Consider the following 20131-nt stretch of genomic DNA (forward strand, 5'->3'; position numbering starts at 1 on the left):
TTGCAATCAAGGAAAGCTGATTAATTAAGGAGTGTATTTTAAATGAGTAATCAACAAGATGTAGTAAAAGAATTAAATCAACAAGTAGCAAACTGGACAGTAGCATACACAAAATTACACAATTTCCATTGGTACGTAAAAGGACCAAACTTCTTCTCATTACACACTAAATTCGAAGAACTTTATGATGAAGCTAGCCAATATGTAGATGATTTAGCAGAAAGAATCTTAGCTATTGGTGGTAACCCAATCGGTACTTTAACTGAAAGCTTAGATAAATCAATTGTTAAAGAGGCTGGAAAAAATTATGCAGCTGAACAAATGGTAGAAGAACTTTCACATGATTTCACTAATATTTCTAAACAATTAGAACATGCAATAGAAGTAGCAGGTAATGCAGGTGATGATGTATCAGAAGATATGTTTATTGGCATGCAAACTTCAGTTGATAAACATAATTGGATGTTACAATCTTATTTAGGTAAATAATTTGATAGACAACGTTCTAAAAAATAAATTTGGACATAATTGCTAAAAATAATAGCAGTAAGAAGATTTCAATTAGAATCTTCTTACTGCTATTTTTATTTTCAACACTAAGTACTAGTGTTGATCCTTTAATATTTTATTCAGCAATTTCAAGTGCAATTTCCATCATTTGAGTGAATGATGTTTGTCTTTCTTCTGCACTTGTAGCTTCATCACGTAAAATATGGTCACTAACTGTGAAGACGCCAAGTGCTTTTTTACCTGCATTGATGGCATTTAAATATAAACCTGCTGATTCCATTTCAATTCCTAATATACCCATTTTCTTCCATGCATCGTTAAATGTTGCATCTGCATTATAAAAAGTATCAGATGATAATACATTTCCCACATGTGAAGTAGCACCAATTTCGTCTGCTGCTTTTTTAGCTTTAGTAATTAAGTCAAAATCAGCAATCGGCGCAAAATGTCCAGGAATATTAAATTGATCTACATAATTTGAATTTGTTGATGCAGCTTGAGCAATAATTACATCATATAAATTAACATCCTCTTGAAGTGCACCACATGAACCCACGCGAATAATTGTTTCTACATCAAAGAAATTATATAACTCATAAGAGTAAATACCAATACTTGGAATTCCCATTCCTGACCCCATAACTGAGATTTCTTTACCTTTATATGTTCCTGTATAACCGAACATGTTGCGTACTTCATTAAATTGTTCAACATTTTCTAAGAAGTTATCCGCAATATATTTTGCACGTAGCGGGTCACCTGGCATTAATACAGTTTTAGCAATTTTTACACCATTTGGTTGAATATGAGGTGTACCATTCGTCATAAGTTATCTTCTCCTTATTATTTAAGTTATCAATATAGATTAAAAAGCTTTATATCACAATATAAGATAACATTTGTTTATCTTTTATGCGAATTTTTGTACTATATAATTGTAAGTAAATATTATGTGATTATTAACTAAGTGTGAAGCTGTATAACAAATTAAATTAAAATTTAGTGACTTCTAGACACTTTTTTCTGTCATCTTCAGAAGTATACCAGGACTTATATTTGTTTGCTAGTTTCATTCTTAGTAAGCTGTTACATATCTTTTGAAAAATGGAGGAACGGAAATGAACGTAGCAAAATATATAGATCATACTTTACTAAAACCTGATTCAACTAGAGAACAAATTGATAAAATTCTTGAAGAAGCTAAAAAGTATCAATTCAAATCAGTGTGCATTAATCCAACTCATGTTAGTTATGCAAGTCAACAATTACTAGATACAGATGTACTTGTGTGTACTGTAATCGGATTTCCATTAGGGGCAACTACGACTGACGTAAAGGTCTTCGAAACTGAAAATGCAATTAAAAATGGTGCTTCAGAAATAGATATGGTTATTAATATTGGGGCTTTAAAAGATCAACGCTATGATGAAGTGCAAAAAGATATTGAGGGTGTTATCGCAGCTGCTAATGGAAAAACAGTTAAAGTGATAATTGAAACAGTACTTTTAACTGATGAAGAAAAAGTTAAGGCTTGTGAATTAGCTGAAAAAGCAGGCGCTACTTTTGTTAAAACATCTACAGGATTTGCTGGTGGGGGAGCTACACCAGAAGACGTCAAATTAATGAAAGATACTGTAGGCAACCGCTTAGAAGTAAAAGCGTCTGGAGGAGTGAGAAGTCTAGAAGACTTTGAAAAAATGATTGAAGCAGGTGCGACAAGAATTGGTGCAAGTGCGGGAGCCCAAATTATAGAGGGTCTTGATTCCAACTCAGATTATTAAAAGATTCATTTAAGGGAATGATTTTTATGAGAATGATAGATATTATTGAGAAAAAACGTGACGGACATGCGCTAACAGAAGAAGAGATTGAATTTTTTATTAATGGTTATACGAAAGGTGACATCCCTGATTATCAAGCTTCGAGTTTAGCTATGGCCATCTTTTTCCAAGATATGAACCAAGAAGAAAGAGCAGCAATGACGATGGCAATGGTTAATTCAGGAGATAAGATTGATTTATCTCAAATTCAAGGTGTAAAAGTGGATAAGCACTCTACTGGTGGTGTAGGAGATACGACAACACTAGTATTAGCGCCTTTAGTAGCGTCATTGGGTGTACCTGTAGCTAAAATGAGTGGTCGTGGTTTAGGTCATACTGGTGGAACGATTGATAAATTAGAATCAGTAAATGGTTTTAATGTAGAGATAAGTGAACAAGAATTTATTAAACTTGTTAATGAAAACAAAGTTGCTGTTATAGGTCAATCTGGAAATTTAACACCAGCTGATAAAAAACTATATGCACTAAGAGATGTGACGGGTTCTGTTAATTCTATTTCATTAATCGCGTCATCAATTATGAGTAAAAAAATCGCAGCTGGTGCAGATGCAATTGTTCTTGATGTTAAAACCGGGAGCGGTGCTTTCATGAAAACGTTAGAGGAAGCAGAAGCATTAGCAGATGCAATGGTAAGTATAGGTAATAATGTAGGTAGAAATACTATGGCGATTATTTCTGATATGAGCCAACCATTGGGTCGTGCAATTGGTAATGCTTTAGAATTAAAAGAAGCGATTGAGACACTAAAAGGCCAAGGGCCAAAAGATTTAACGGAACTTGTATTAACATTAGGCTCACAAATGGTAGTGTTAGCTCAAAAAGCTCAATCATTAGAAGAAGCACGTCAAATGCTTGAGGAAGCTATTCAATCAGGTAAAGCTTTAGAGAAATTTAAAACCTTTATTAGTCACCAAGGTGGTGATTCGTCTATTGTTGATAACCCAGATAAGTTGCCTCATGCACGCTATCAAATTCATTTTCAAGCGAAAAAGGATGGCGTGATTACCAAGATGATTGCAAATGAAATCGGTGTTGCTTCAATGATGCTTGGTGCAGGACGTCAAACTAAAGAAGATAAAATTGATTTAGGTGTAGGGATTGTTCTAAATAAAAAAGTTGGGGATTCTGTCAAACAAGGAGATAATATTCTCACTATTCATAGCAATAAAGAAAATGTTAATGAAATATTAGACAAATTAGACGAGAGTATTACAATTGAAGAAAAAGGTGAAACACCAACCTTAATTCACAAAATTATAACCGAGTAGGAGATGTAAAGAATGACTACAGCGTTTAATCGAATCCATCTTATCGTTATGGACTCAGTAGGTATTGGTGAGGGTCCAGATGCGGCTGCATTTAAAGATGAGGGTTCTCATACACTCAAACACACTTTAGAAGGATTTAATCAAGAACTTCCAAATTTACAACGACTTGGATTAGGAAATATTGATTCTTTACCAGTAGTTTCTAAGGTTGAAAAACCAGGTGCATTTTATACAAAATTGAGCGAAGCTTCTGTTGGTAAAGATACAATGACTGGACATTGGGAAATTATGGGTTTAAATATTATGCAACCATTTAAAGTATATCCTAATGGTTTCCCAGATGAACTTGTTAAGGAAATTGAAGAGATGACAGGACGTAAAGTTGTTGCAAATCGTCCCGCTTCAGGTACTCAAATCATCGATGAGTGGGGCGAACATCAAATGAAGACAGGCGATTTAATTGTTTACACAAGTGCTGACCCTGTACTTCAAATTGCTGCTCATGAAGATATCATTCCACTTGATGAATTATATGATATATGTGAAAAAGTTCGTGAATTAACTAAAGACCCTAAGTATTTAATTGGACGTATTATTGCAAGACCATATGTAGGTGAACCTGGCAACTTTACACGTACATCAAATCGCCATGATTATGCATTGAAACCTTTTGGTAAAACAGTGATGAATACGTTAAAAGATAATGATTACGATGTCATTGCTATTGGTAAAATTAATGATATTTATGATGGTGAAGGTGTGACAGAAGCCATTCGTACCAAAAATAATATGGATGGTATGGACAAACTCATTGAAGTAGTACAAAAAGACTTCAAAGGGATTAGTTTCTTAAATTTAGTAGACTTTGATGCGCTTTATGGTCACCGACGAGATAAAGAAGGCTATGCTCAAGCTATTAAAGACTTTGATAATCGTTTACCGGAATTAATTGAACACTTACAAGAAGACGATTTAGTGATTATTACAGCTGATCACGGAAATGACCCAATAGCCGATGGTACGGATCATACACGCGAATATATACCAGTATTAATGTTTAGTCCTAAGATTAATCAGTATCATGAACTATCTCAAGACACGACATTTAGTTCAATCGGTGCTACAATTGCAGATAACTTCAACGTAGAATTACCAGAATACGGTAAAAGTTATTTAAAAGAAATGGGAGTTGAACATAAATGAAATTCTTAAGATTTCTATTAGGAATCGCATTTGGAACAGCTGGTGTATTACATTTTACGAATGAACGTCAATTTAGAAATATTGTTCCAGATTATTTACCTTTACAAAAAACAGCTGTATTAGTTACAGGTGTTTTTGAAATCTTCTTTGGAATGATGCTATTAATTCAAAGACCAGCAAGTTGGTTGAAGAAAGGAATTAACTTATTCCTATTAGCAGTATTCCCTGCAAATATTTATATGGCACGTAAAAAATTACCATTGGGTGATAAAGAAGTTCCTAAATGGGCACTTTATTTAAGATTACCATTACAATTTGTATTAATGGGTATTGTTAAGAAACTATAATTCATTATTGAACTACAACTGCTATTGAGTAGTTGTAGTTTTATTTTTTTTTAAATGAAACAAATGTTTGTCGATATTTTTGAAGCAAGTGTTGATGGTGATTTTGATGAATCTTCTTCTTTATTGGAAGATTTATTGGGACGTAAACCTCAAGATATCGTTGAAATTCTAAATAATAAATAATTATGTAGTAAAAGAAAGACTCTAGATCATCTTGCGATAAGCAAGTAAATCTAGAGTCTTATTTAATATTAAATTCATTTATTTTTCCGTACCGTAAATATCATTCCATTGGTCGCGTTTATTTAAGAAAGCTTGAGCAATTTCTTTAGCACCTTCTAATGAATGGCTTGCTGCCCATCCACATTGCACTTCATTACAAGCTGGCACTTCTGTAGCATTTAAGACATCGTTCAATGTCTTTTCAACAATATTTAAAACATCATCATAATCGTCATGATTAATAAATGATACATAGAAACCAGTTTGGCAACCCATAGGACTTAAATCAACAACTTTATCAGTGTGATTTCTAATGTTTTCGGCCATTAAGTGTTCTAAAGAATGTAAACCAGGCATTTCCATATGTTCTTTATTAGGTTGTTTGAAACGGATGTCATATTTATGGATAATATCTCCATTCAATCCTTCCATCGTACCCGCTAAACGGATAAATGGTGCAACAACTTTAGTATGATCTAAATTAAAACTTTCAACGTTCATTTTAGGCATGATTGTATCCTCCTTATTGCAATTACGCAATTTATTGTTCATTTCAATAATTTGATTGTAACAATCCTCGATGTGAATGACAATTTTGAAAAAAGTAGCAAAGCAATTAGCGTTTGAATTGTAAGAAAATTGTGTATATATGTTAAAAAGTAATGACAACAATTATTTATTCCGATAGAATAAGTAATAATTAAATTGAGGAAAGTGAAAAAAGCTAGTGTATGTTAGAAAAAAGTTAGTTATCTTTCCTCCTCTTTAAGTAATAGTTTTGAGTAATAATCATTAAATAATGAGTATGAATAAAGTATAAACTGAATTAAGCTAGTAAGGTTTTCAAGGGAGTTAGGTACAATGAGTGCAAAACAAGAGATATTAGATTTTATAGAAAATAAAAAATATGATTATGTTGAAATCAGTCATCGTATTCATGAGCGCCCTGAACTAGGAAATGAAGAAATATTTGCGTCAAGAACGTTAATCGATATTCTAAAATTGCATGAATTCGAAATAGAAACAGATATTGCTGGACATGCTACAGGTTTTATTGCCTCATACGAGTCTGATAAACCAGGTCCTACAATTGGTTTCTTAGCAGAATATGATGCACTACCTGGACTAGGACATGCATGTGGTCACAATATTATTGGAACAGCAAGCGTTTTAGGGGGGACAGCTTTAAAACAAGTTATAGACGAGATAGGTGGTAAAGTTGTTGTACTAGGATGTCCGGCTGAAGAAGGTGGAGAAAATGGTTCTGCTAAAGCGTCTTATGTTAAAGCAGGCATTATAGAAGATATAGATGTTGCGCTCATGGTACATCCAGGTAATGAAACATATCGTACCATCAACACTCTGGCAGTGGATGTATTAGATATTCAATTCTATGGACGAAGTGCTCATGCTTCTGAAAATGCAGACGAAGCACTTAATGCCCTTGATGCCATGATTTCTTATTTCAATGGTGTTGCACAGTTAAGGCAACATATAAAAAAGGGACAACGTGTACATGGCGTTATATTAGATGGTGGGAAAGCTGCAAATATTATACCTGATTATACACATGCTCGTTTTTATACCAGAGCTACATCTCGTAAAGAACTAGATGTATTAACAGAAAAGGTAAAGGAAATTGCGCGTGGGGCAGCCATTCAAACAGGTTGTGATTATGAATTTGGTCCCATTCAAAACGGTGTAAATGAATTTATCAAATCGCCTAAATTAGATGACTTATTTGAAAAGTATGCTGAAGAAATGGGAGAGAAAGTCATTAATGATGACTTCGGTTATGGTTCAACAGATACGGGTAACGTGAGTCACATAGTTCCAACTATTCATCCTCATATTAAAATCGGTTCACGTAATCTTGTAGGGCATACACATCGTTTCAGAGAAGCGGCTGCAAGTGTTCATGGTGATCAAGCTTTAATAAGAGGAGCTAAAATCTTAGCCTTAATGGGCTTAGAATTAATTGAAAATGAGAAGTTATTCAATGAAATTGTTGAAGAACATACTCATATAAAGGGGCATGTTAAATAATGAATGAAAAAGTAAATGGTCCGATGTTGACTTTAAGTGATTTATACAATGATGATGTGGTTTATACATCTAGACCTTCATATATCTCTAATCCATGGTTAAAACCTGATGAACATCAATCTAATTTTTTAACTGGAAGAGAATTACTCATCGCTAATCGCTTTCCAGTTATTGTGCATGAAGCAAGTGTTACTGAGAAATTAGCATACCTATTTAAATTAGTAGGAAAGCAAATTCCAACTCACATTTACAAGTTTAATAATAAAGAGACATATGAAGAATTATTACAAACTTTAGCTCATAAAGATGGTAAGAAAATTTATTTTCAATATATACATGATGAAGATATTTTAGAGAAAGAGTATTATGCACTTAATAAAGACATATTTGTTGCTTTAAATAATAAATCAAGGATACCTGAATGGACGAACAACAAATATTTACCTGATAGAGAGATTGTACCTATAGAAGAATTTGAAACTCGAATTAAGTCTTGGTCTTATCCATTCGTAATTAAACCCGGAGATGACTTACCTACAGCAGGTGGCTATGGTGTAATGATTTGCTACAATGATCAAGATTTAGAACAAGCTAAAATTCGCATTAAAGAAGCCACTGAAGCTACAGATTATTTAATAATTGAACAAAAAATTGAAGCGGTTAATAACTACTGCGTTCAATATGCTTATGCTCCTGATTTGGGAATTAAATATTTAGGTACAGCCCAACAACTAACGAATGAGTATGGTTTTTATAACGGGAATGAAAATGTTAATGATGTACCTCAGCATGTCATTGATGCCGGCAAAGAAATTATGGAGATAGGCGTAAGTAAAGGATTCTTTGGGGTTGCTGGATTTGATTTGTTAGTAGATAAAAATAATGACGTCTTTGCAATTGATTTGAATTTTAGACAAAATGGTTCAACAAGTATGTTGTTGCTCGCAAAGGATTTAGCAAAAGGATATCATAAATTTTATAGTTATTTTTCTAACGGTGATAATACACATTTTTATAATACAATCATTAAATATATCAAGAAGGGTGTTCTTTATCCACTTTCATATTATGATGGCGATTGGTATGGCAAAGATAAAGTGAATTCTCGATTTGGATGTATATGGCACGGTTCAAGTAAAAAAGAAATTATTCAGCATGAAAATGAGTTTATTAAAGAATTAGGTTTATAAGTCATACTCGACAAATGCAAATAGATCTTTAGTAAAATTTATATTTTCGAAATTTTCAGAAATAACCAGATTTAATTACAGGCTATAACGAAATAATATTATTAATTGTACACGATTGACTATCAATTATTAGTCGTTTAACATTTAAATTGACACACTATACGAATAACTAATGAATTGAGGGTTTGACATGTCGTACAAATATGAAGCATTTTTCAAGGATATTTTAATAAACGAATATATTTATTTTGCTTCAAAAAATAAGAAGTTAGTAAGGTTAAATCAAAAAGAACAATCTTATATTGCTATGTGGACAGATGAAGCTATGGCTGAATCATATTTATCTCAACATTCTATAGATTATGATAAGGTTGTTCGAGCTGATATTGACAGATTCGTCACATATGAATTAGATGATTTATTTGATGAAGGTGATGAAATCTTAGTTAATGTTAATAATGAAGAAAATGGACAATTAGTGGATGTTATTAAAATGACTGATGAGTTGATGTCAGAACTTGATGACATCAGAATTAAAGAATTTGTTAAAGATGTAGCTAAATACGATGAAGTTTATGGTTTAACTAATAAAAATGAAAAAAACTTTGTCATGATTAGTGATGATGAACATCAAAAACCTCATATTATGCCGGTTTGGAGTATTAAAAATCGTGCGTCTAAGGTACGAGATGAAGATTTTGAGGAATGTGAAATTATCGAAATTGAAGGTAAAGTTTTTGGAGAGTGGTTAGATAAGTTACGTGATGATGATAAAGCAGTAGCTATTGACTTAAAACCTGGAGTCGTGGGCACAGTTGTATCTGCACAAAAATTATCTAACGAAATAACTTTTTAACTTATTAAATAATGACAACGGTAGTGAATGGGAAATTAATTTTAAAAAAATTATTTTCCTTTAATTCACTACCGTTGTTTTATTATTTACAAATGTAAAGCACCTAGTGCACCTGAAAATGCACCATTTTCAATATAATAAGGTTTAAAACCTCTCAATACTGTATAATTTTCAATTACTTCACGTAGTAAATTATTATTATTAAATGATGAACCTATATATACTACATTTTCGGTTTGATACTCACGGGCTAAGGTAATAGCCATTGTTGTAATGACTTCACCAACTACACCAATCACAGATGAAAGCTTATCTGCGGAAGAAAAATTGTTATCTAGGTGATGTAACACATTCCCAAAGTTTGCAGCAGTTAAATCTCCTGAAATAGGTGGTTCGCTGTCTTTGTATATATGTTTGACTTTTAAATCAATAGAATCCCGGTCGCCTTTTTGTGCTAAATTAGTAAGCTCTGTATAGTCAGTAATATTTGATAACAAGTAACCTAACCCTTGAATCATACCGCCACCGGTACCTACACCACCCACACGTTGTTGATCCTGACCATTAAAATAGTGCAATGAAGTCCCTGTACCAACATTAGCAAATATGTAAGTATCAATATGATGACCTTGTTCTTCTAACAATATACGCAACCCTCTGGACGATGCATCAAATTCAACATAGCTTTGTGCTGAAATTTTGATATGCTCAGCAATGACGCCAGCATTACCACCAGTTAAGTTAAGCGACTCAATGTCTTCATTATTTAGCCAGTCAATGACTTTATCAATATTTGTTGTAAGTTCTGTTCGATAAAAGCGTTCATTACCTTGTTCTTGAACTATCTTTATTAATGTACCTCCGGCATCAATACCTACCTTCATTAGACTCTCACTCCACATTAAAAATATGTCACTCACTATAGTATATTAAAATCTCTGAAAAACAAGCATTATTTAAATAAATTTATATTTAAGGTTGTTTAATTTCTTAATAGGGTAATGCTATTGTAAGATAAATTTTCAAAAAGAAAATTGAGCTAAATAGTAATCAATATTTATTTCATATATAATAGAAGTTGTAATTAACGAATAGGGGATTAAATAAATGTTTATCAAAAAAGAATTTGAAGGTATTACAGTCCAAGTGTTTGAAGAAAAGTATCGTGAAGCAGTGAATGAATTTAAATTAAGTGAGAGACAGCAGATTTATTCCTCATTACCTAAAACAGTTTTGGATGATGCTTTAAATGATGAAAACAGAGTAGCCAATATTGCAATGAATCAAGAGGGACAAGTGGTGGGATTCTTTGTCTTACATCAATATTATCAACATGAAGGCTATGATACACCTGAAAATGTCGTTTATGTTCGATCTCTATCAGTAAATGAGAAATATCAAGGTCATGGTTATGGAACGAAGATGATGATGTTCTTACCTCAATATGTGCAAGAATTATTCCCAGATTTTAATCATTTGTATCTAGTAGTTGATGCTGAAAATAAAGGAGCGTGGAACGTTTATGAACGCGCTGGCTTTATGCACACTGCTACTAAAGAGGAAGGCCCTATTGGTAAAGAACGACTCTATTATTTAGACTTAGATTCTAAACATGTTTCTTCACTTCGCTTAGTTGAAAGCGAAACTTCAAATGAGGCTAATATTCATGTAATTAATTTACTTAAAGATAATGAAAAAGTTGGATTTATTGCTATTGAACAGATTGAAGATAGAATGAGAATTTCAGCAATAGAAGTTAATAAAGAGCATCGTAACGAAGGTATAGCGGAAAGTGCTCTAAGACAATTGCCAACTTATATTCGTAAACATTTTGATGATATCAAGGTTTTGGCTATAACGTTATATGGAGAGAATAATGAATTAAAACCTTTATGTGATAATAGTAATTTTGTGGTTATTGAAGAAGCTGAAGACTATGTTCTATTTGAAAAGTATATCAACTACTAGTCTATCAACTGAAAGTTTACATCAATTGAACTACGAGTAGTGATTGCTAAATCAGTAGTTGTCATTTATAATTTATTTTTGTTACTATTAATTAATGAAAATTTGACGTTTAAATAAGAGAAAAATCCTTTGAAAGGAAGTATTTTAATGAAAATTCAAGATTACACAAAAGAAATGGTTGATGAGAAGTCATTTATCGATATGGCTTACACTTTATTAAATGATAAACAAACAACAATGAATTTATACGATATTATCGACGAGTTTAAATCTCTAGGTGGTTATGAGTACGATGATATTGAGAATCGTGTTGTTCAATTCTATACTGATCTTAATACAGATGGTCGTTTCTTAAATGTCGGCGAAAATCAATGGGGGCTTCGCGATTGGTACTCTGTTGACGATATTGAAGAAAAGATTGCACCTACAATTCAAAAATTTGATATTCTTGATGACGATGATGAAGAAGATCAAAACCTTAAATTATTAGGTGAAGATGACATTGATGAGGACGATGATATTCCTGCTGAAACTGATGATCAAGAAACTTTAAATGATCCAGAAGACGAAGAAGTAGAAGAAGAAATCAATGATTCAGATATCGTGATTGAAGAAGATGACGATGATGATATTGCTGAAGAGGAAGAAGAAGAATTTGAAGATGAGGAAGACTTCAACGACTAATTCTTATTTTCTGAACTTTAAAGTGGGACTTTTATTTTTAATTAAAAGATGATAGAATTTTATTCGGGCTCCTTTAATTAGGACACGTGTATTAACTAGATACGCTCCCCCTTACAATTGTTGTGAGAGGGAGCGTTTTTTTATTTTTAAATGACTAAATATTTTAAAGTGAACAGAATTGTAGAGTAATTTAAAATCTATAAACATGTCATATCATGGTCGTCATGTTACTCACAATTTTAATTAATATAATAACAACGAGGTAGCAACCCTAAATTATACAGGAGGTCAGACAATGACAAAATTTATTTTTGTAACAGGCGGAGTAGTGTCATCATTAGGAAAAGGGATTACGGCCGCTTCTCTAGGAAGATTGCTTAAGGATAGAGGTCTTAAAGTTACAATTCAAAAATTTGATCCATATTTAAATGTGGATCCAGGTACAATGAGTCCATATCAACATGGTGAGGTATTTGTAACTGATGATGGCGCAGAAACAGACTTAGACTTAGGTCACTATGAGCGTTTTATCGATATTAATTTAAATAAATATTCTAATGTGACTGCAGGTAAAGTTTACTCTCATGTATTAAAGAAAGAACGTCGTGGTGATTACTTAGGTGGCACAGTACAAGTTATCCCACATATTACAAATGAAATTAAAGAAAGATTATTATTAGCTGGAGAAAGTACAAACGCTGACGTTGTTATTACAGAAATAGGTGGTACGACAGGTGATATTGAATCACTTCCATTCTTAGAGGCAATTCGTCAAATAAGAAGTGATTTAGGCCGCGATAATGTAATGTATGTACATTGTACTTTATTACCTTACATTAAAGCAGCAGGTGAAATGAAGACGAAACCAACTCAACACAGTGTAAAAGAATTACGTGGACTAGGAATTCAACCTGATTTAATTGTTGTTCGAACAGAATACGAAATGACTCAAGATTTAAAAGATAAAATTGCATTATTCTGTGATATAAACAAAGAAAGCGTGATTGAATGTCGCGATGCTGAATCACTTTATGAAATTCCACTCCAATTAAGTGACCAAGATATGGACGATATCGTCATTAAACGTCTACAATTAAACGCTAAGTATGAAACTCAACTTGATGAGTGGGAGCACTTATTAGATACGGTAAATCATCTTGATGGTAAGATTACAATAGGATTAGTTGGTAAATATGTTAGCTTACAAGACGCATATTTATCAGTTGTTGAATCATTAAAACACGCCGGCTATCCATTCAAGAAAGATGTTGTTGTTAAATGGATAGATTCAAGCGAAGTGACTGATAATAACGTTGAAAGTTATTTATCTGACGTTGATGGTATCTTAGTTCCAGGTGGTTTCGGTTTCCGTGCAAGTGAAGGTAAAATTTCAGCAATTAAATACGCCCGTGAAAACAACATTCCTTTCTTTGGAATTTGTTTAGGTATGCAACTAGCTACTGTTGAATATGCACGTAATGTTTTAGGTTTAGAGGGCGCTCATTCAGCTGAGTTAGATCCAAGTACCCCATACCCAATTATTGATTTATTACCTGAACAGAAAGATATTGAAGATTTAGGTGGTACACTTCGACTTGGTTTATATCCTTGTCATATTAAAGAAGGCACCCTTGCAGAATCTATTTATTCTGAAAATGACATCGAAGAACGTCATCGTCATCGTTATGAATTTAACAATGAATTTAGAGAGCAATTAGAAGATAATGGAATGGTATTCTCAGGTACAAGCCCTGATGGACGTTTAGTAGAGATTGTTGAAATTCCGGAAAATGACTTCTTCATTGCATGTCAATTCCACCCTGAATTCTTATCAAGACCAAACCGTCCTCAACCAATCTTTAGATCATTTATTGAGGCTTCACTTAAATATCAACAACAATAATCGTTAATTGATTATATTTAAAATTTAGATAAATAAGTATTAAAACCAAAGCAGTAAGAAGATTGATAGCAATCTTTTTACTGTTTTTTTATCTGTATATTGTGTCGTGTGCTTTCACATTCTTAAGAGGCTACTTTTACAAATAAACAGACTATATAAATAAAGCACTTTTAAAATATAAAAAAAGAGATTGCTAATTTTTTTATAGCAATCTCAATTATATTTTAAGTGTAACTTGAGTTAATGTTTAAAATAATGAAGTGTATAAATTTATGAAAATTTAATATGAATAGCGATAAGTTTGATACCTGATTATATAGTTTGCGCAAATGTAGAAACTTAAGTTATAGATTTAAATCTCGTGTCATCTCTATCATTTGAGTGTAAATTTCATAATATACATAATTAAATGCCATCGCATGAGGTTGAACAATCTTATCGTAATCTTCAGTATAAACAATAGGTCTAGGTGTTGAAAGGTTAACGTAATGCATTAAATGTTCTGGAAAATCATCACGTTTTGGATTGTTACAAACTAATACAAAATCGACATCTAATTCAATTAAACGTTGAACGTCTTGCTCTACATCCTCATTGTAAAAAGGTGAGAATAAAAACACTCTATCTGTAGAATCAATTTCACTCATAGATTTTAAGTCATCTAGTGAACGGCTTGATTCGAGCTTTTCATTACTATTCAATACAAAAGCTTCATAAAATTTTAAATCTTCATATCCTTTAACATAAACATAACCCTCACCGCCAATAGCTTGTATTAAACATTGTGCTGCCATTTGTATATCTAATGCTTGCTTTTCAAGCCTATTAAAGATACCAGTCAATTGTGTATTTAGAATTTTTGACATGATTTTCCTCCATTCTTTTCAATAAAACATTTTAAATAATACATTATAGTAATGCAATATTTGACTGATTGTTAAAATGAATGCGGTTGCAACAGTTTAAAATCTAAGGATTGTGAAAATTATTAATATTATATAAAGTATTCGAATGCATTAACTATGTATTTTTGATATAATGATTTTTGAAAAATACGTGCACTTATGCACTCAAGGAGGAACTTTCATGCCTTTAGTTTCAATGAAAGAAATGTTAATTGATGCGAAAGAAAACGGTTATGCAGTTGGTCAATACAACTTAAATAACCTTGAGTTTACACAAGCTATTTTAGAAGCTTCACAAGAAGAGAATGCACCAGTTATTTTAGGTGTATCTGAAGGTGCTGCTCGTTATATGAGTGGTTTCTACACTGTAGTAAAAATGGTTGAAGGTTTAATTCACGATTTAAACATTACAATTCCAGTTGCAATTCACTTAGACCATGGTTCAAGTTTCGAAAAATGTAAAGAAGCGATTGATGCTGGATTCACTTCAGTAATGATTGACGCTTCACATAGTCCATTCGAAGAAAATATTGAAATTACTTCTAAAGTAGTTGAATATGCACATGAAAGAGGCGTTTCTGTAGAAGCTGAATTAGGTACGGTAGGCGGACAAGAAGACGACGTAGTAGCTGACGGCGTTATCTACGCTGATCCTAAAGAATGCCAAGAATTAGTTGAAAAGACTGGCATCGATACTTTAGCACCTGCATTAGGTTCAGTTCATGGTCCTTACAAAGGTGAACCAAAATTAGGATTTAAAGAAATGGAAGAAATTGGCGCTTCTACTGGATTACCATTAGTATTACATGGTGGAACTGGTATCCCAACTAAAGACATTCAAAAAGCAATTCCTTATGGTACTGCTAAAATCAATGTAAATACTGAAAACCAAATTGCTTCAGCTAAAGCTGTTCGTGATGTATTAAATAACGATAAAGATGTTTACGATCCTCGTAAATATTTAGGACCAGCTCGTGAAGCAATTAAAGAAACAGTAAAAGGTAAAATTAGAGAATTCGGAACTTCTAACCGAGCTAAATAATTTGATAAATCATTATCATAGACCATTGAACAAAGGTTTCAATGGTCTTTTTTATGGAATATTTTAGAAGATGAAGACTGATAGAATTCCCTTTTAATCAAGGTCTTAAAATGCATAACGACGGGAGTTTACCACTAGTAAATGAGCTAGGCATGCATGAAATGACAATGAGTGAAAGGGTTTGTCTACAGTCTGAGCCCATTGAACAAAGGTTTCAATAGTCTTATTTATGCTATACTTGAATCAGAATGAAATTCATTTAAATGAATTTCCTCAAATTAATCAGATGTTACATAAAAATAAAAGATATATAAATCATAAATAAACAAAAATTTAACGATTAAGAAGTTGTATATGAGGTAATAGTCTAATATTAATTATTAGAGTATTATTATTTAGCGAGAAACTTTGACACTATTTATGTGTAAAGTTGCTAAAATAACTTAACATTGATTAGATTTGAACTATTTTACAAACAAAGTAAAATTATTTTATAATGCTAATAATGTGAAATTTTAAAACGAAGGAAACAAAGGAGATAAATCATATGGTTCAAGAGGTAATAAAAATAAGAGGTGGACAAACACTAAAAGGAGAAGTAGAAATTAGTGGAGCGAAAAATAGTGCAGTAGCTATTATCCCCGCAACTTTATTAGCTCAAGGACATGTAAAGTTGGAAGGTCTTCCCCAAATCTCTGATGTAAAAACTTTAGTAAGTTTGTTAGAAGATTTAAATATTAAAACGACTTTAAAAGGCAAAGAATTGGATGTAGATACAACTGAAATTGAAAATGCGCCGTTACCTAATAATAAGGTTGAATCATTGCGTGCATCTTATTATATGATGGGAGCGATGCTAGGACGTTTTAAAAAATGTGTCATTGGGCTACCAGGTGGATGTCCATTAGGACCACGTCCTATTGATCAACATATAAAAGGTTTCAAAGCATTAGGGGCAGAAATTGATGAATCAAGCGATACTTCTATGAAAATTGAAGCTAAAGAATTAAAAGGTGCAAATATCTTTTTAGATATGGTTAGTGTTGGTGCTACAATAAATATTATGCTTGCTGCTGTACATGCTAAAGGTCAGACTGTCATTGAAAATGCAGCTAAAGAACCTGAAGTTGTAGATGTCGCTAACTTTTTAATGAGTATGGGAGCTAATATTAAAGGCGCAGGAACAACTACCATCAAAATTAATGGCGTGGAAGAGTTGCACGGTTCAGAATATCAAATTATTCCTGATAGAATTGAAGCTGGTTCTTATATGTGTATGGCTGCTGCTATGGGTGAAGAAGTTGTATTAAATAATATTGTACCTAAGCATGTAGAAGCGTTAACTGTTAAATTGAGAGAGCTTGGTGTTGATATCCAAATAGATGATGAGAAAGCAATTATTCGTAAACAATCACCATATAAAAATGTTGATATCAAAACTTTAGTTTATCCTGGCTTTGCTACGGATCTTCAACAACCTATTACACCATTATTATTTATGACTAATGGGCCATCATTTGTTACAGATACAATTTATCCAGCTAGATTTAAACACGTTGATGAACTACAACGTATGGGCGCAAATATTTATGCTGATGAAGGTACAGCAACTATTAAACCTTCGCGTCTTGAAGGAACGGAAGTATATGCAAGTGATTTACGTGCCGGTGCATGTTTAATTACTGCGGGATTAATCGCTGAAGGTGTAACAACAATTTTCAATGTAAAACATATATACAGAGGTTATACAAATATTGTTGAACATTTAAAATCACTCGGAGCAGATATTTGGACTGAAGAAATTTAAGGTTTTGTGGTATAATATTTATATTAATAATTGGAAGACAATAGAGAAATGCCTACAATTATAAGCATATTAAATGTGAGGTGAGGCAAATGGAAATCTGTCCATATCTTGAAGAAACCTTCAAAATTGTTGGTCGTAGTTGGAATGGGCTAATTATTAATTATTTATCAAGATGTGAAAGTCAATCAGCTCACTTTTCCGATATGAAAAGAGATCTAAAGACGATCACTCCTAGAGCTTTGAGCTTAAAATTAACCGACCTAGGAGAATGGAAACTAGTAGAGAAGCAAATTATTTCATCTAGCCCATTAGAAATTGTTTATCAATTGACTGATAAAGGACAAGCTTTAGCCGAAGCATTAAAGCCTATGGAAGCTTGGGCACAAAAATACGTTGAGTTAGAAGCAAATTCTTCAAAATAAATAAGACATGATGAACTGTTTATAAAGTAAAAAACTTTATAAGCAGTTTTTTATGTAGATGCAAAATGATGCTTTATAATTTCCAATATAAAATGAATTGAGCGTAATTCATTTTAGTGTTGCATATGTTTAAAGTAACGCTTTAAAGGATAGAATATACACATAACTTTTCTAAGGAGTGAAGATTTAATATGAGAAATTTCACTAAACAATATATTAATGGCGAATGGGTTGATAGTGCGAGTGGCGAAACAATTGACGTAATCAATCCTGCAACTGAAGAAGTGATGGGATCTGTAGCTAACGGGAATGAAGAAGATGTTAACAAAGCTGTTGAAGCGGCTGACAAAGTTTATTTAGAATTTCGTCATAGTTCAGTTGAAGAACGTAGAGACTTGTTAGATAAAATTGTAAAAGAATATGAAAATAGAAAAGACGATATTATCCAAGCGATTACAGATGAATTAGGTTCTCCATTATCTGTTTCTGAAAATGTTCACTATCAAATGGGATTAAATCACTTTACGGCAGCAAGAGATGCTTTAGATAATTTTGAATTTGAAGAGCAACGTGGAGATGATTTAGTAGTTAAAGAAGCTATTGGTGTCTCAGGATTAGTTACACCTTGGAATTTCCCTACTAATCAAACATCATTAAAATTAGCTGCTGCATTTGCTGCAGGTAGTCCAGTAGTTCTTAAACCTTCTGAAGAAACACCATTTGCAGCTATTATCTTAGCAGAAATCTTTGATAAAGTTGGCGTACCTAAAGGTGTATTCAATTTAGTTAATGGCGATGGTGAAGGTGTAGGAAATCCATTAAGTGAACACCCTAAAGTGAGAATGATGTCATTTACTGGTTCTGGCCCAACAGGATCTAAAATCATGGAAAAAGCTGCAAAAGACTTCAAAAAAGTGTCTCTAGAACTAGGAGGAAAATCTCCTTATATCGTTCTTGACGATGCTGATATCAAGGAAGCAGCTAAAGCTACAACTGGCAAAGTTGTTAATAACACTGGCCAAGTATGTACTGCAGGTACACGTGTACTTATACCTGAAAGTATTAAAGAAGATTTCTTAACAGCAGTTAAAGAAGAATTTAGCCAAGTTAAAGTAGGAGATCCTCGTGAAGATGGTACACAGGTCGGACCAATTATCAGTAAAAAACAATTCGATCAAGTTCAAGACTATATTGATAAAGGCGTAAATGAAGGTGCTGAATTATTCTACGGTGGCCCTGGTAAACCAGAAGGCCTTGATAAAGGTTATTTTGCACGTCCAACTATTTTCATCAATGTAGATAACCATATGACAATTGCTCAAGAAGAAATCTTCGGTCCAGTTATGTCAGTGATCACTTATAATGATTTAGATGAAGCAATTGAAATTGCTAATGATACTAAATATGGTCTTGCTGGCTACGTTATTGGTAAAGATCAAGAGACTTTACGTAAAGTAGCACGTTCAGTTGAAGCAGGAACTATTGAAATCAATGAAGCTGGTAGAAAACCTGACTTACCATTCGGTGGTTATAAACAATCAGGTTTAGGTCGTGAATGGGGCGACTATGGTATTGAAGAATTCTTAGAAGTTAAATCAATTGCTGGTTATTTTAAATAATTGAACAAATTAATTAAAACTTGCAATTAAACGATGCACGGAACTATATTAGTTCCGTGTTTTGTTTTTATTGTTATATTTTCTAAATTCATTTTGTAATTAAATTGAAAATTTGCTATAGTTATTCTAGTAATTAGAAGGTCATGACACATTTGAATATAAAATAAAGACGATAAGGCTTACTGAAATTCTTAAATTTAACTCGCACATCTTAAAATTTAAAAATTTCATTTAACGTCTATATTTAATATTTATATGTCAAAGTCTCGCAATATAAAAAATAATGAAATGGGTGCAA

At 32.5% G+C, this 20131-nt stretch carries 19 protein-coding genes; 15 read left to right on the forward strand and 4 right to left on the reverse strand.

Going from position 1 to position 20131, the window contains the following annotated elements:
• The first annotated feature begins 42 nt into the window (after positions 1–42).
• Complete coding sequence (locus tag AC3WQX_RS11080) at positions 43–489, forward strand: Dps family protein (RefSeq protein ID WP_002435760.1); 447 nt, start codon at positions 43–45, stop codon at positions 487–489.
• 136 nt (positions 490–625) lie between these two features.
• Here the strand turns inward: AC3WQX_RS11080 and deoD are convergent, their stop codons facing one another.
• The gene (deoD, locus tag AC3WQX_RS11085) at positions 626–1336 is read right to left on the reverse strand and encodes a purine-nucleoside phosphorylase (RefSeq protein ID WP_002453735.1); all 711 of its coding nucleotides are present in this window, start codon (positions 1334–1336) and stop codon (positions 626–628) included.
• 292 nt (positions 1337–1628) lie between these two features.
• Between deoD and deoC the strand changes: the two genes are divergently transcribed.
• From deoC to AC3WQX_RS11105, 4 genes are read left to right on the forward strand one after another with little or no spacing between them, the layout of a single operon-like run.
• Entirely contained in the window at positions 1629–2291 is a 663-nt protein-coding gene (gene deoC, locus AC3WQX_RS11090) for a deoxyribose-phosphate aldolase (protein WP_049427248.1), read from the forward strand.
• Between the two features lie 26 nt (positions 2292–2317).
• Complete coding sequence (locus tag AC3WQX_RS11095) at positions 2318–3619, forward strand: pyrimidine-nucleoside phosphorylase (RefSeq protein ID WP_049427250.1); 1302 nt, start codon at positions 2318–2320, stop codon at positions 3617–3619.
• A gap of 12 nt (positions 3620–3631) precedes the next feature.
• Positions 3632–4822, forward strand: a complete 1191-nt coding sequence (gene deoB / locus AC3WQX_RS11100; protein WP_002435879.1) for a phosphopentomutase — start codon at positions 3632–3634, stop codon at positions 4820–4822.
• Positions 4819–5169, forward strand: a complete 351-nt coding sequence (locus AC3WQX_RS11105) for a DoxX family protein (protein WP_023351341.1) — start codon at positions 4819–4821, stop codon at positions 5167–5169. The genes deoB and AC3WQX_RS11105 overlap by 4 nt, the downstream gene beginning before the upstream one ends.
• Before the next feature lie 261 nt (positions 5170–5430).
• Here AC3WQX_RS11105 and AC3WQX_RS11110 read toward each other — a convergent pair whose 3' ends face one another.
• Complete coding sequence (locus AC3WQX_RS11110; protein WP_049427253.1) at positions 5431–5901, reverse strand: S-ribosylhomocysteine lyase; 471 nt, start codon at positions 5899–5901, stop codon at positions 5431–5433.
• Between the two features lie 351 nt (positions 5902–6252).
• On the opposite strand from AC3WQX_RS11110, the gene AC3WQX_RS11115 reads away from it, so the two are divergent.
• The 3 genes from AC3WQX_RS11115 to AC3WQX_RS11125 all read left to right on the forward strand — a co-directional run bounded on the left by AC3WQX_RS11115 (position 6253) and on the right by AC3WQX_RS11125 (position 9483).
• Positions 6253–7437: a M20 family metallopeptidase gene (locus tag AC3WQX_RS11115; protein ID WP_023351343.1), complete on the forward strand. Its 1185-nt coding sequence runs from the start codon at positions 6253–6255 to the stop codon at positions 7435–7437.
• Positions 7437–8627: an L-aspartate--L-methionine ligase LdmS gene (gene ldmS / locus AC3WQX_RS11120; RefSeq protein WP_023351344.1), complete on the forward strand. Its 1191-nt coding sequence runs from the start codon at positions 7437–7439 to the stop codon at positions 8625–8627. Before AC3WQX_RS11115 ends, ldmS begins: the two co-directional genes overlap by 1 nt.
• 190 nt (positions 8628–8817) lie before the next feature.
• Positions 8818–9483, forward strand: coding sequence for a DUF2750 domain-containing protein (locus AC3WQX_RS11125; protein WP_023351345.1), 666 nt, complete (start codon positions 8818–8820; stop codon positions 9481–9483).
• Positions 9484–9569: 86 nt separating this feature from the next.
• Here AC3WQX_RS11125 and coaW read toward each other — a convergent pair whose 3' ends face one another.
• Positions 9570–10367, reverse strand: coding sequence for a type II pantothenate kinase (coaW, locus tag AC3WQX_RS11130; RefSeq protein ID WP_002435515.1), 798 nt, complete (start codon positions 10365–10367; stop codon positions 9570–9572).
• A 223-nt stretch (positions 10368–10590) separates the two neighbouring features.
• Here coaW and AC3WQX_RS11135 point away from each other — a divergent pair, with 223 nt between their 5' ends.
• From AC3WQX_RS11135 to pyrG, 3 genes are all read left to right on the forward strand, one after another.
• A complete protein-coding gene (locus tag AC3WQX_RS11135; RefSeq protein ID WP_023351346.1) occupies positions 10591–11451 on the forward strand; it encodes a GNAT family N-acetyltransferase in 861 nt (286 codons plus the stop codon).
• Between the two features lie 147 nt (positions 11452–11598).
• Positions 11599–12135: a DNA-directed RNA polymerase subunit delta gene (gene rpoE / locus AC3WQX_RS11140; RefSeq protein WP_002435872.1), complete on the forward strand. Its 537-nt coding sequence runs from the start codon at positions 11599–11601 to the stop codon at positions 12133–12135.
• Positions 12136–12430: 295 nt separating this feature from the next.
• On the forward strand, positions 12431–14038 hold the full coding sequence (gene pyrG, locus AC3WQX_RS11145; RefSeq protein WP_002435764.1) for a CTP synthase: 1608 nt from the start codon (positions 12431–12433) through the stop codon (positions 14036–14038).
• Between the two features lie 344 nt (positions 14039–14382).
• On the opposite strand, the gene AC3WQX_RS11150 is transcribed toward pyrG, so the two are convergent.
• Positions 14383–14904, reverse strand: coding sequence for a DUF2529 domain-containing protein (locus tag AC3WQX_RS11150; RefSeq protein WP_002435809.1), 522 nt, complete (start codon positions 14902–14904; stop codon positions 14383–14385).
• Between the two features lie 220 nt (positions 14905–15124).
• Here AC3WQX_RS11150 and fdaB point away from each other — a divergent pair, with 220 nt between their 5' ends.
• From fdaB to AC3WQX_RS11170, 4 genes are all read left to right on the forward strand, one after another.
• Entirely contained in the window at positions 15125–15985 is an 861-nt protein-coding gene (gene fdaB, locus AC3WQX_RS11155) for a class IIb fructose-bisphosphate aldolase FdaB (protein ID WP_002435762.1), read from the forward strand.
• Between the two features lie 547 nt (positions 15986–16532).
• Positions 16533–17792, forward strand: a complete 1260-nt coding sequence (gene murA / locus AC3WQX_RS11160) for a UDP-N-acetylglucosamine 1-carboxyvinyltransferase (protein WP_002453720.1) — start codon at positions 16533–16535, stop codon at positions 17790–17792.
• Between the two features lie 89 nt (positions 17793–17881).
• On the forward strand, positions 17882–18214 hold the full coding sequence (locus tag AC3WQX_RS11165; protein WP_002435794.1) for a winged helix-turn-helix transcriptional regulator: 333 nt from the start codon (positions 17882–17884) through the stop codon (positions 18212–18214).
• Positions 18215–18405: 191 nt separating this feature from the next.
• Positions 18406–19833, forward strand: a complete 1428-nt coding sequence (locus tag AC3WQX_RS11170; protein ID WP_002453719.1) for an aldehyde dehydrogenase family protein — start codon at positions 18406–18408, stop codon at positions 19831–19833.
• The last annotated feature ends 298 nt before the right edge of the window (positions 19834–20131 follow it).

The sequence above is a fragment of the Staphylococcus sp. FW104-15G4D genome, assembly GCF_058790135.1.